Annotated in this window: 11 protein-coding genes; 7 read left to right on the top strand and 4 right to left on the bottom strand. The window is 70.1% G+C overall.

The annotated features are described in order from the left end of the window. Positions 1–80 precede the first annotated feature (80 nt). Positions 81–980: an MBL fold metallo-hydrolase gene (locus ACIPSA_RS30810; RefSeq protein ID WP_402640175.1), complete on the top strand. Its 900-nt coding sequence runs from the start codon at positions 81–83 to the stop codon at positions 978–980. Positions 981–1,274: 294 nt separating this feature from the next. Here ACIPSA_RS30810 and ACIPSA_RS30815 read toward each other — a convergent pair whose 3' ends face one another. Both ACIPSA_RS30815 and ACIPSA_RS30820 read right to left on the bottom strand, forming a co-directional pair. After that, entirely contained in the window at positions 1,275–2,321 is a 1,047-nt protein-coding gene (locus ACIPSA_RS30815) for an LLM class flavin-dependent oxidoreductase (protein ID WP_402640177.1), read from the bottom strand. After that, on the bottom strand, positions 2,321–2,833 hold the full coding sequence (locus ACIPSA_RS30820) for an SRPBCC family protein (protein WP_402640179.1): 513 nt from the start codon (positions 2,831–2,833) through the stop codon (positions 2,321–2,323). Before ACIPSA_RS30820 ends, ACIPSA_RS30815 begins: the two co-directional genes overlap by 1 nt. Before the next feature lie 117 nt (positions 2,834–2,950). Here ACIPSA_RS30820 and ACIPSA_RS30825 point away from each other — a divergent pair, with 117 nt between their 5' ends. Beyond that, positions 2,951–3,481: a winged helix-turn-helix transcriptional regulator gene (locus tag ACIPSA_RS30825; RefSeq protein WP_402640181.1), complete on the top strand. Its 531-nt coding sequence runs from the start codon at positions 2,951–2,953 to the stop codon at positions 3,479–3,481. Here ACIPSA_RS30825 and ACIPSA_RS30830 read toward each other — a convergent pair. Further along, positions 3,438–4,574, bottom strand: a complete 1,137-nt coding sequence (locus tag ACIPSA_RS30830; protein ID WP_402640183.1) for an acyl-CoA dehydrogenase family protein — start codon at positions 4,572–4,574, stop codon at positions 3,438–3,440. The genes ACIPSA_RS30825 and ACIPSA_RS30830 overlap by 44 nt on opposite strands. Before the next feature lie 104 nt (positions 4,575–4,678). Here ACIPSA_RS30830 and ACIPSA_RS30835 point away from each other — a divergent pair, with 104 nt between their 5' ends. Continuing rightward, positions 4,679–5,914, top strand: a complete 1,236-nt coding sequence (locus tag ACIPSA_RS30835) for an acyl-CoA dehydrogenase family protein (RefSeq protein WP_402640185.1) — start codon at positions 4,679–4,681, stop codon at positions 5,912–5,914. 296 nt (positions 5,915–6,210) lie between these two features. On the opposite strand, the gene ACIPSA_RS30840 is transcribed toward ACIPSA_RS30835, so the two are convergent. Next, complete coding sequence (locus ACIPSA_RS30840; protein ID WP_402640186.1) at positions 6,211–6,705, bottom strand: PaaI family thioesterase; 495 nt, start codon at positions 6,703–6,705, stop codon at positions 6,211–6,213. A gap of 89 nt (positions 6,706–6,794) precedes the next feature. On the opposite strand from ACIPSA_RS30840, the gene ACIPSA_RS30845 reads away from it, so the two are divergent. From ACIPSA_RS30845 to ACIPSA_RS30860, 4 genes are all read left to right on the top strand, one after another. Next, positions 6,795–7,262 carry a winged helix-turn-helix transcriptional regulator gene (locus ACIPSA_RS30845; protein ID WP_402640187.1) on the top strand — a complete coding sequence of 156 codons (468 nt, stop codon included), beginning with the start codon at positions 6,795–6,797 and terminating at the stop codon, positions 7,260–7,262. A 248-nt stretch (positions 7,263–7,510) separates the two neighbouring features. Next, entirely contained in the window at positions 7,511–10,267 is a 2,757-nt protein-coding gene (locus tag ACIPSA_RS30850) for an ATP-binding protein (RefSeq protein WP_402640189.1), read from the top strand. Positions 10,268–10,443: 176 nt separating this feature from the next. After that, the gene (locus ACIPSA_RS30855; protein WP_402640191.1) at positions 10,444–11,172 is read left to right on the top strand and encodes an alpha/beta fold hydrolase; all 729 of its coding nucleotides are present in this window, start codon (positions 10,444–10,446) and stop codon (positions 11,170–11,172) included. A gap of 147 nt (positions 11,173–11,319) precedes the next feature. After that, on the top strand, positions 11,320–11,904 hold the full coding sequence (locus tag ACIPSA_RS30860) for a hypothetical protein (RefSeq protein ID WP_402640193.1): 585 nt from the start codon (positions 11,320–11,322) through the stop codon (positions 11,902–11,904). The last annotated feature ends 252 nt before the right edge of the window (positions 11,905–12,156 follow it).

Below are 12,156 nucleotides of genomic sequence, written 5' to 3' on the forward strand. Positions count from 1 at the left end.
GCCATGGCCACCGTCCCGGGCCCCGTGGTGCGGCCATGCGACCGATAGCACCGACGCCATCCGGCGCGCAGGCTGGGAATATGGACACCATCACGCTTGGAGAGGTGGAGATCACCCGTGTGGTGGAGCTGCCCGCCAGAGGCCGCGCCCGCGAGTACGTCTTCCCCGACGTGCCCGTGGAGCACTGGCAGGCGCACGAGAACTGGCTCGCCCCCACCTTCGTCGACCCGGCCGCCGACGAGATCCGCGTCATGATCCAGACCTGGCTGATCCGCAGCGAGGGCCGGACGATCCTCATCGACACCGGGATCGGCAACGACCGGGAGCGCCCGGCGATGCCGTCCTTCGACCATCTGCGCACCCACTACCTCGGAGAGCTGGCCGCAGCAGGCGCCCGCCCGCAGGACGTGGACACGGTGATCTGCACTCATGTCCATGGCGACCACGTCGGCTGGAACACCCGCCTGACGGACGACGGGGAGTGGCGGCCCACCTTCCCCAACGCCCAGTACGTCATCTCGCGCACCGACTTCGACTACTGGAACCCGGCCAACGGACACCAGACCCGCTCCGGCCCCCGGATGGCCAACGTCTTCGAGGACAGCGTCGCCCCCGTGCACGAGGCCGGACAGACCATGCTGTGGGAGGGCGACCACTACGACGTCGACGCCCAGCTCCGTATCGAGCCCGCACCAGGCCACACGCCCGGCTCCTCCGCCGTATGGCTGCGGTCGGGCACCGACCGGGCGGTGTTCGCCGGAGACCTGCTGCACAGCCCCCTGCAGATCGTGGAACCGGACGACTGCCCCAGCTTCGACGAGGACGAGCCCCTCGCACGGGACAGTCGGCGCCGGGTGCTGGGGGAGGCCGCGGACCGGGGCGCCTTGTTGTTCCCCGCGCATTTCCCCGGGCCGGGCGCAGCCGAAGTGCGACGCGTCGGCGACCGGTTCGCGGTGAAGGAGTGGGCAGCATGGCCGTGAGGCCGTGAGGCCGTTCTGCGGCACTGACAAACGGAGGGCGGTCATGCGCGGCGACGGGCGAGTCAAGGTGGCCGCCCCAGCGGTTGCCGGCCCTCGCGAGGCCCGCCCGACCCCGGCGGAAGGCGATGAGCGGGCGAACGGGCCGACGGACGATCGAGTCGGCAAGCCACCGAGCTCCGAACCGTCGTGGCCGCGCCGCGGGTGCCCAAGCCGATGCGGCCCGATCCGACGCGGCCCGATCCGATCCGGCTCCGGTCCGATCCGGCTCCGGTCCGCCGCCTGGGAGCCGGGCCCCTACCGGGGGTCGAGGGCGCGGACGAGGTCGATGCCGTGTCCGAGGTTGTCCAGACGTGCTGCGAGGGTGTCGCCCGCCGGGTAGAGGCGGACGGTGTCCACGCCCGCGGTGCGCCAGTCCCCGAGCCGAGCGCGGACCATTTCCTCGGTCCCGATCAGAGTGGTGGCCAGGACCATCTCGTCGGTGATGAGGCCGGTGGCACCGTCGCGGTCCCCCGCCTGCCAGCGTTCACGGACCTGGGCGGCGACATCGGCCCAGCCCTGACGGCTGTAGGCGTTGTTGTAGAAGTTGGTCGAGCCGGAGCCCATCCCGCCCAGCGAGAACGCCAGTTCCTTCTTACGGCTGCCGACGACACCGGCCAGCAGCCCCTCGTCCGCGACGATGTTGATCTCGGCGCCCTGGCAGATGTCGAGGTCGGTGCGGGTGCGGCCGTTTCGGGCCAGCCCGGTATCGAGGTGGGTGAAGTAGGCGTCGGCGCCTTCGGGGACGAAGCTGGTGCCCAGCCACCCGTCGGCGATCTCGCCGGTGAGTTCGAGCATCCTGGGGGACAGTGTGGCCAGGTAGACCGGCACCTGCGCCGGCTCCAGGCTGAGCCGCATCGGGCGGCCCTCGCCGTCGGGCAGGGGGATGGTGTACTGGCGGCCCTGGAAGGCGATCTTCTCACCCGTGAAGGCCGCGCGGATGATCTCGACGGTCTCCCGCATCCGGGTCAGCGGCCGCGCGAACGAGATGCCGTGCAGGCCTTCGATGACCTGCGGCCCGGAGGCGCCGAGGCCGAGACGGAACCGGCCGTCGGACAGATGCGCGAGGGTCATCGCGGTCTGCGCGATGGTGACCGGCGATCGGGTGCCGAGCTGGATGACCCCGGACCCGAGCAGGAGCGTCTCGGTACGGGCCGCCAGATAGCCCAGCGGCGAGGGGGCGTCGCTCCCCCAGGCCTCCGCCACCCAGCAGATGTCCAGGCCGAGCTTCTCGGCCTCAATGACGTACTCGGCGGTCTCGCGCCAGTTTCCGCCGGAGCCTTCGATGGTGGTCGCGGTGCGCATCACTTCTCCCGTTCGGCGAGTTCTTTGATGGTGGCGAGGTTGGACTTGATGCCGGTCTCGAACTCGCGCAGCCGGACGAACACGATCTTCTGTTCCTTGTCGGGCATGGCCTCGATCGCGACGCTCAGCCCGGACGGGGCCGGTCCGAGCTGGGCCCACTGCTCCAGCAGCGTGCCGGTGTCCTGCGGGTGCAGCGTGAACCGCCAGACGCTCATCGGGTGGGCGGGGTCGCCCACCGCCCAGCCGAACCGGCGCGGCTCCTCGCAGTCGACGATGGTGCTGACCGTCTCCCAGTTGCCCAGGGCATGGTGCGCACTGCGCCCACGGAACCGGTTGCCCGTGCCGGCACCGGTCGCGCCGTCGAGCCATTCGACATGCTGGAGCTCGGCGCTCAGCTCGGGCATCAGGTGGATGTCGCTCACATACCTCCACAGCAACTCGGGCGGCGCCTCGATGTAGGCCCTGGCGGACACCGTCGGGGTGTCCGCGTAGATCTGTCCCGTCCACTCCATGGCACTCGACCCCTTCCCCTCAGTGACCTGCATAGTTGCGCATCAAGACTCACTCCCGCAAGGGCGAACCGCTCAGCTTTCTGCTGAGTTTCATTGAAAGACTCGTATCATCGGTGCATGAGGCGTACGTCGTTCGCGAACTGGCCCTGCTCGGTGGCCCGGACCATGGACCTGCTCGGCGACTGGTGGACCCCCCTGGTGCTGCGGGAGGCGTTCTACGGGATCCGCCGGTTCGACGAGTTCCAGCAGGAGCTGGGCATCGCCCGCAACACGCTGTCCGAACGGCTGCGCAGGCTGGTGGAGGCGGGTCTGCTCGAGAAGCACGTCTACGAGACGCAGCCCGTCCGCCACGAGTACCTGCTGACCGAGTCCGGCCGCGACTTCTACGGCGTCATCCTCGCCATGACCAGCTGGGGCGACCGGTGGCTGGCGGACGAGGCCGGGCCGCCGGTGGTCACCCGCCACGAGACCTGCGGCCACGACGCCCACGGCGAGGTGGTCTGCTCGCACTGCAAGGAGCCGCTGGACTGGGAGGACGTCACCCCGCGCCCGGGCCCCGGCTACCCGCAGAAGCTGCTCGGGCGTCCGGACATCCGACGCCGGTTCAAGCTGGACGAGCCGGGGCAGCCGGCGACGGCAGCGGACTGACCCCGGCCCGGCCGGCCACGCGGACGCGGCCGTCCAGAAGCCGGCCTGCAATGGCCTCCAGTTGCCGGGCGGAGGTGCCGAGGAGCGCGCGCCTGGCCCGCGCCCGCTTGAGCAGGACATGCGCGTCCGCCTCCCAGGTGAAGCCCATGCCACCGTGCGTCTGCAGGTTGTCGGCGCTTGCCGCGTCGGCGGCGTCTCCGGCCGCCTGCACGGCGAGGCGCGCGTCATCGGGGTCGCCGGTCGCCGCCGCCCAGTGCACCAGCAGCCGCGCGGCGTCGGTCTGGGCGTACCGGTCGGCCAGGGTGTGCTTGACGGCCTGGAACGAGCCGATCGGGCGCCCGAACTGATGCCGATCCTTGGCATAGGCCACCGCCGCGTCCACCGCTGCCCGTGCCAGACCCACCAGTTCGGCCGCGAACAGCGTCCGGACCTCCGCGAGGGCCCGGCCGCCGAACTCCGCCGGCCCCAGCACCTGCGCGTCGACGGCGCTCAGCTCGATCGCGGCGACCTGCTCGACGACGTCCAGTCCGACACGCGCCGCACGCCGCACGCCGGGCCCGTCCAGCCGTAGCGCCACGAGCGCCCCGCCCGCGACGGCCAGCAGCACATCGGCGTCCCGGCCGTACGGCACGGCCGTCAGCGCACCACTCACCTGGCCGTTCTGCAGACGCAGCGCGCCGGGCCGGTGCCGGTCGACGACCGTGCGGGGGAAGGTCTCCCAGGCCGGCACCACCAGCAGTGAGCCGTCGGCGATCCGCTTCAGGACGTCGGCGCCGGGACCGCCCTCCTCGCCGCCGTGCACCCCGGCCAGCACCGCGGCCGCGACGGCGGCCGGAAGGTACGGCACGGGCGGCAGTGTGGCCCCGGCCTGCTCGGCGACGAGCGCGGCCTCCAGCAGGCCGGCCCCCGCCCCGCCCAGCCGCTCGGGGATCGTCATGCCCACCAGGCCGAGACCGGCCAGCTCCCGCCACAGGCCCCGGTCCGGCCCCGGCGTCGTACCGAATGCGGGCGGGAAGGCGCCTCGGCGCTCGGCCAGCAGCCGGTACACGGTCCGGGCCAGTTCACGATGCTCGTCGGTCAGGGCAAAACGCATGGCCGCTCCTTGGAGTCCCGGAATTGTCCGCACGTGACATTGACGAGTGAGTCTATCTACGCAACTGTGGACGTCCGCAAGGTCTTGTTCATGGGAAGGCATCGATGGATCTGCATGAATCCGCCGACCTCGCGCTCTTTCGAGCGTCGGTGCGCGACTTCATCGCCGAGCTCGTCCCCGGTGACTGGCAAGGAATCGGCGCCCTCGACCGCCGAGGGCGTACGGAGTTCACCGCCCGAGCGCGCGCCGCCCTCGCCAAGCGGGGCTGGGTGGCGCCGACATGGCCGGTCGAGTACGGCGGCGCCGGGCTCGGCTCCACCGAACAGATCGCGCTCGGCGAGGAGTTGGGGCGGGCGGGGATACCCACCGGCGCGGAGAGCGACGCGTTCGGCATCAGCATGCTCGGCAACACCATGCTGCGGCACAGCCCGCCCGAGCTGTGCGAGCGGTTCCTGCCGCGCATCGTCTCCGGTGAGTACGTGTTCTGCCAGGGCTTCTCCGAGCCCGGCGCCGGGTCCGACCTGGCCGCGCTCACCACCCGCGCGGTCCGGGAGGGCGACCGATGGGTGATCAACGGCCAGAAGCTGTGGTCGTCCTCGGCGCACCTCGCCAACTGGATGTTCGTGCTGGCCCGCACCGACCCCGGCGCGCCGCCGTACCGAGGCATCAGCATGCTGCTCGTGCCGCTCGACCAGCCCGGTGTGGAGATCCACCCGATCCGCAACCTCACCGGCGAGGCCCACTTCCACGAGGTGTTCTTCACGGACGCCGTCACCGACACCGACCTCGTCGTCGGCGGGGAGGGCCAGGGCTGGCCGGTGGCCATGACCCTGCTGGGCTTCGAGCGCGCCGAGACCTACGTGCTCATGCCGATCAAGCTCCGCGACGAACTGAACCGGCTGACCGACCTGGTCGTCTCCCAGGGGCTGGGGGACGACCCCGACATCCGGCAGCGCCTCGCCTGGTGCCACGTCCAGGTCGAGCAGCTGCGCTGCCAGAGCCTGCGCCTGGCCACACGGCTCGTCGACGGACACGAGCCCGGCCCCCAGGCCGCGGTCGTCAAGCTGCTGACCAGCGAGTACCACCGCAAGGCCACCGAACTGGCCATGGACGTCCTGGGCCTCGACGCTCTGGTCCCCGTCGGCGAGACCTCACCGAACTGGTACTACACCGACGACCCGGGCGCACCGAACACCTCCGCCTCCTGGACCAGCGTCTACCTCAACGCCCGCGCGGCCACCATCTACGGGGGCAGCTCGCAGATCCAGCGCGGCATCATCGGCGACATACTGCTCGGCCTTCCCAAGGAGCCCCGGCCGCAGCCCACCGCCACGTCCTGAGACGCCGCGCCATCGCGGCGTGAGGCCGCGTCGACACACGCCGTACCCCGGGGCGGCCAAGCCGCCTCCCGGCAGGACCGGTCTGTGAACCTCCGGGCCCCATCCCGCGATCCACGGGGATCCGGAGCACCCGCGGCCCCGGACAGCGCTAGACAGGGCGCGTTGTGCGGTCATGCGGTCATGCGGTCATGCGGTCATGCGGTCATGCGGTCATGCGGTCATGCAACCACTCGGCACGCTCGCTCGCGGCCCCACGCACGGGCTCGCCTGCAGGGCAAAAGCTGCTCAATGCGGCACTAGCTCGGGGAAACGGGGAAGAGCATGCAGCTGCTGGTGGCGTGGGCGAGCAGGCGGTCCTCGGAATCGAGCAGTTCGGCTTGCGCGAGGGCGGTGCGGCGGCCGTGGTTCACAACCGTGCCGACGGCACGGACCTTGCCCGTGTCGACGGTGATCTTGCGCAGGAATTTCACGCTCAGGTCGAGCGAGGTGTATCCCATGCCTGCCGGTAGGACGGACTGCACGGCACAGCCTGCCGCTGAGTCGAGCAGGGTGGCGTAGACGCCGCCATGGACGCTGCCGATGGGGTTGTAGTGCTCCTCCCCCGGTTCCAGGACGAAGACGGCACGGCCGACCTCAACCTGCTCCAGGGTGAATCCGAGCGTCGCGGCGATGGGCGGGGCGGGCAGACGTCCGCTCAGCACGCTCCGCAGGAAGTCGAGACCGCTCTGCCCGCCAACGGCGACCGCGGAGATGCTCGGATCCTGCCACTCGAACGTGCGTGACCTCGTCATTGACCTCTTCCTCCTCAGCTGACTTCAATAACTGAAGCTAGCTAGCGAGCCTCTGGCTGTCAATGTCGAAGCCAGCCTACGATGGACGCATGACCTGGCTGGAGACCAGCACCGAGAACTGCACGGTGCAGCGCACCCTCGACCTGATCGGCGAGAAGTGGTCGCTGCTGGTGTTGCGTGACGCCATGAACGGCGTGCACCGTTTCGACGACTTCCGCCGCCACGTGGGCCTGTCGGAGGCCGTACTGGCGGACCGGCTGCGCAAACTGGTCGCCGCCGGGATCCTGGATCCCGTCCCGTACCGCGAGCCTGGTCGCCGCACCCGCCAGGAGTACCGGCTGACACGCAAGGGCTGGGAGCTGTGGCCCGTGATGATCGCGCTCAAGCAGTGGGGCGACCGCTACACCGCGGACCCGGACGGACCGCCCCTGGAGGTGCGTCACCGTGACTGCGACGAACAGCTGGAAGCCGTCGTCGTCTGCACGGGCGATCACGGGCCTCTCACCCCACGACAGGCTTACACGAAGCCTGGCGCCTCGGCGCACGCTGTGACCTGATGGAGGTCGAGCGTCCGCTCGTGGCGTCACTCACGAGCGCACTGACGAGTCTGAGCGGTGATCGACCATTGCCCACTCTTCGGCAGCGCTGGGTAGCGCTCCGCCGACCGGGAGTCGCCGAACGTGGACCGCTGCCGTCCGAGCCCGGCACATACAGTGAGGGAAGGACGGCCGGATCGGGTGATCGGTCTCGCACGTGCCGGGGAGCAGCGGAAGCCGGCCCCTGTCTAGCACCTTGGGGTTGACCAGTGGACGAGCTGTTCGGGCGGGACGAGGAACGCGGTCGGCTGGCAGCGACGCTCGACGACACCCGCCAGGGGATGAGCGCCATCCTCGTACTGCGGGGCGGGCCGGGGACCGGCAAGAGCGCACTGCTCGATCACCTTGAGTCGATGGCGGCCGCCGGCTTCGAGGTCATGCGGTTCGACGCTGTGGAATCCGAGGCCGAGCTCGGTTTCGCCGCGCTGCACCACCTGCTCAGGCCGCATCTGACTCAGCTGTCCAAGTTGCCCGATCCACAGCGCGACGCACTGTGCCAGGTCTTCGGGCTTCAGGCGCGAACCAGTCCACCCGACCGTTTCCTCGTCGCGCTCGCCTCACTCGGGCTGCTGGCCGTACGCGCCGATGACAGGCCGTTGCTGTGCCTGGTGGATGATGCCCAATGGCTCGACGAGGAGTCCGCCGCGGTGCTCGCCTTCGTGGCCCGTCGGCTGTACGCGGACTCCGTCGCGATGGTGTTCGCCATCCGGGACCAGACGGACCGCGTCGACCATCTGGCGGGGCTGCCCGAGCTGGGCGTGACCAGCCTGGCAACGGAAGCGGCCGGGCGGCTGCTGGAATCGGTGGTCCCCGGCGTCCTCGATCCCGGCGTCCGCGGCCGGGTGGTCGCCTCCACCGGGGGCAACCCCCTTGCCTTGGTCGAGGCAGCTCGGGAACTGAGTGCGGATCAGCTCAGCGGTGAGGCGCCGCTGCCGGAGCCCGTCCCGCTCGGCCGTGCACTGGAACGGGTCTATCTGCGTGAGGCGTTGGCGTTGCCACCGCAGACACGGACCTTGCTGCTGGCCTCCGCGGCCGATCCCACGAGTGACCCGAATGTGCTCTGGCGGGCCGGTCCGGACCTGGGCTTCGACGCGACCGCCGCGGCGGCCGCCGAGGAGCGCCATCTCCTGTCGATCCGGGAGACCGTCAAGTTCCGCCATCCGCTGATCCGTTCGGCCGTCTACCACGGCGCCCCGCTCGCCCAGCGCGCGCGGGTCCACGCCGCCCTCGCCGAGGTCGCGGGTGACCTCGGCGAAATCGATCTGCGTGCCTGGCACCTGTCGGCAGCGGCGACCGACCCGGACGAGGACGTGGCGAACGAGCTCGTACGCGCCGCGGAGCGCACCCGCGACCGCGGTGACTGGACCGGCAGTTCGACGCTGCTGGCGCGAGCCGCGTCCTTGTCGGCTGACCTGCCCGTCCGCGCCCGTCGTCTCCTGGGGGCAGCTGAGGCCAGCTCCGTGGCCGGCTCGCCCGGACGGGCCCAGGCCCTGCTCGACGAAGCGGCCGCCTATCGCGAGGACCGGCGCTACAACGGCCTGGTACAGCGCGTTCAGGCGCGGATCCACCGTCTGACGGGCGCGCCGGCGGCGGCGACCTATGCTCTGTTGACGGCGGCCCGGGAACTGGGGCCCATCGACATCCGTCTTGCTCGCGACATCCTCGTGGAAGCGCTCGTCCAGGCGCAGATCAGCGGCTCGCTCGCGCCGCAGGGAGCATCGCGCCTCAGCGTGGCCGAGACGGTCCGTACCCTCCCGTTGCCCGCCGAGGTACCCGCGACGACGGGCGACGTCGTGCTCGAAGCCGACACCGCCGTTCATCTCGAAGGGCTCGGCAGCGCGGGCCCGAAGCTCCAGCAGGCCATCGAGGCGGTACAGCATGAGGAGTCGACGGCTCCCGAACTGTTCCAGTGGCTGGCCGCGGCCTGCTCGCACGCGACCATCCTGGGCGACGACGTAGCGCTGCACAAACTCGCCTGGCGGCTGGAGACGGAAGCCAAGCGGCAGGGCGCCGTCATTCCGATGGCCCTCGCGCTCAGCCACACGGCCCTGTCCGAGCTGATCGCCGGTCGCCTTGCGGAATCGGAGCGCCTGTTCGACCAGCGTGCCGCGCTGGAAGAAGCCCGCGGCTCACAGTTGCATCTCGGTGCCCTGCTGGTTGCCGCGTGGCGCGGCCGGTTCGAGGAGACCCGCGTACTGGCGGAAGCCGTCGAGGAGCACGCCGCCCGCACCGGTCAGGGGTACCAGCTGGTTTTCTGCGACTATGCGCGCAGCGTGATCGAACTGAGCCGGTGCCGGTACCACGAGGCATTCCTGAGCCTGGCGGACAGGATCGGCGACACCTGTCAGGTCAAGTTCGCCTTGGTCGACATGGTCGAGGCAGCGACACGGTCCGGCAAGGACGATGCGGCGGCGCAGCTGGTGGAACGCCTGTCCCGTCTCGCCGACAGGACACCCATTCCGGGCCTGCTCGGCGACCTCGCCCGCGCGCAGGCGCTGACCACCACCGCCCCCTCGGCCGCGGAAGCACTGTATCAACAGGCCATCCAGCATCACGAGAACACCCGTGGCCCGTTGCGCAGGGCGCGCAGCCGTCAGCTCTACGGGGAATGGCTGCGCCGGGAGCGCAGAACCAAGGAGGCACGTGACGAACTGCGCATCGCCTACGAGCTCTTCGACGCGATGGGCGCTCAGGGCTACGCTGCCAGAACGGCACAGGAGCTTTCCGCGGCCGGCGATCCGGTTCAGCCCGGCGGGGCCGCACACAGCGGTGACGGCGAACTGACTCCCCAGGAAGCGCGTGTCGCTCGCCTGGCAGCCGGCGGGGCCACGAACGCGGAGATCGCGGCGCAGCTCTACCTCAGCGTGCACACCGTGGACTACCACCTTCGAAAGGTGTTCCGGAAGCTCGATATCCATTCGCGGCGCGAGTTGGCCGACCGACGGCATCGCATCACCTCGGCATAGCGGCCTGGCACCGGTTGCGTTCGTCTCCTTCCGTCGAATCGGTGAACGAGGAAACACGTGTCCCGGACCACGTAGTAAGGGGTCGCCGCCGACTACGAACCGCACGGGATGACGGAGCGTGCCTTTCGTCAGAGGGTGATCGCGAGGGCATCGGGACAAGTGAGAGGAGCAAGGCCATGACGTCATCTGCACCGTCACCCACCGTGGTTCTCGTGCACGGCGCGTTCGCCGACGCATCCAGCTGGTCACGGGTCGTAGGCCGCCTGAGCGCTGCGGGCGTGGCGACCGTCGCGGCACCCAACCCGCTGCGGGGACTGACGGCCGACGGTGAGTACGTCGCGAATATCGCGGGACAGATCGAAGGACCCGTGCTGCTCGTCGGTCACTCCTACGGCGGCCCGGTGATCACTTATGCGTCGGCGAAGGCCGACAACGTCAAGGGCCTTGTCTTCGTGGCCTCCTTCGGCGTCGATCAGGGCGTGTCCACCCTGGGCTCGAACGAGGGCTTCCCGCCGGCCGAGCTGGACGCGGCGCTGCTGCCGCGCACGTTCCCGCGGGACGACGAGACCGGCACGGAGTTCTACATCCAGCCCGAGCACTTCCACTCGGTGTTCTGCGCGGACCTGCCCGCCGACGAGGCCGCCGTGCTGGCGGTCAGCCAACGACCGGCGGCCGATGCCGCGTTCGGGGAGCCGCTGGCCGTAGAACCAGGCTGGAAGAAGGTACCCAGCTGGTTCATCGTCGCCGGCGCGGACCACGCCATCAACCCGGACGCCGAGCGTGCCGCGGCCAAGAGGATCGGGGCGACCGTCACGGAGATCGACGGCGGATCCCACGCCATCGCGCTCTCTCACGCGGACGAAGTGGCGCAGGTCGTCCTGGGCGCGCTCCGCGAGATCGGGTGATGCCCCGGGTGAGGGGACGCACGGAGGCAACATCCCCTCACCCTGCAGAGGGTCGCGCGACACGTTCCACTTCTCCATGCTTCCAAAGGGCCGCCGGCAGCGGCGAAGTCGAGAGCGGCACCAGAACGGCACCAGAAGGGTGGCGCCATGCAGGACTTGCTCGCTCAGACGGTCCGGGCCCACGGCGAAGCCGGCCACTGGCACACGCTGTCCGGATTCCGCGTCCGCGCCCGCGTCCAAGGAGCCATCTGGGCGCTCAAGGGCAAGCGGGGCCTCTTCGACGACATCACCATCACCGGCGAGACCCGCGAGCAACGCCTGACCATCGCCCCGTATCCCGGACCGGGACATCACACCACCTGGGAGCCGCGGCGCCAGACCATAGCGCGGGACGACGGCATCCTGGTGACCGAGCGTCTCGATCCCCGGGCCCGATTCGCCTCGCACACCCGGCAGACAGCGTGGGACGACTTCCACGCCGCGTATTTCGCGGCCGAGGTCCTGTGGAACTGTCTCACCGTCCCGTTCCACCTCCTGCGCTCGGACGTCCACACCGAGGAAGGCAAGCCCTGGCACGAGGAGGGAGCCAGCTGGCGGGCGCTCCAGGTCACCTACCCGGACGCGTTCGCCGCCCCGTCGAAACAGCAGACCTTCTACTTCGGCGCGGAGGGTCTGCTGCGGCGCATCGACTTCGGCTTCGATCTGCTCGGTCCCAGCCCGGCAGTGCACTAAGCGTCGAGACACAGGGACTTCGACGGCATCGTTGTGCCCACCCGGCGCCGGATCTACGTACGCAATCCGAATGGAACCCCCGCTTGCGAATCCACCTCACTCGCGATCGACATCGACGACGTGCAGTTCGCCTGACAGGCAGAGCCGGAAGGGAACATCGCAGGGAAAGGAACATCACATGGCTGGGCAGCCCGGACGACGACTGGCTCGTCCGGGCCATTCAGCTGTACCACAAGCCCTTCCGGCAAGTCG

Source organism: Streptomyces sp. NPDC086549 (assembly GCF_044746205.1).
GTDB lineage: Bacteria > Actinomycetota > Actinomycetes > Streptomycetales > Streptomycetaceae > Streptomyces.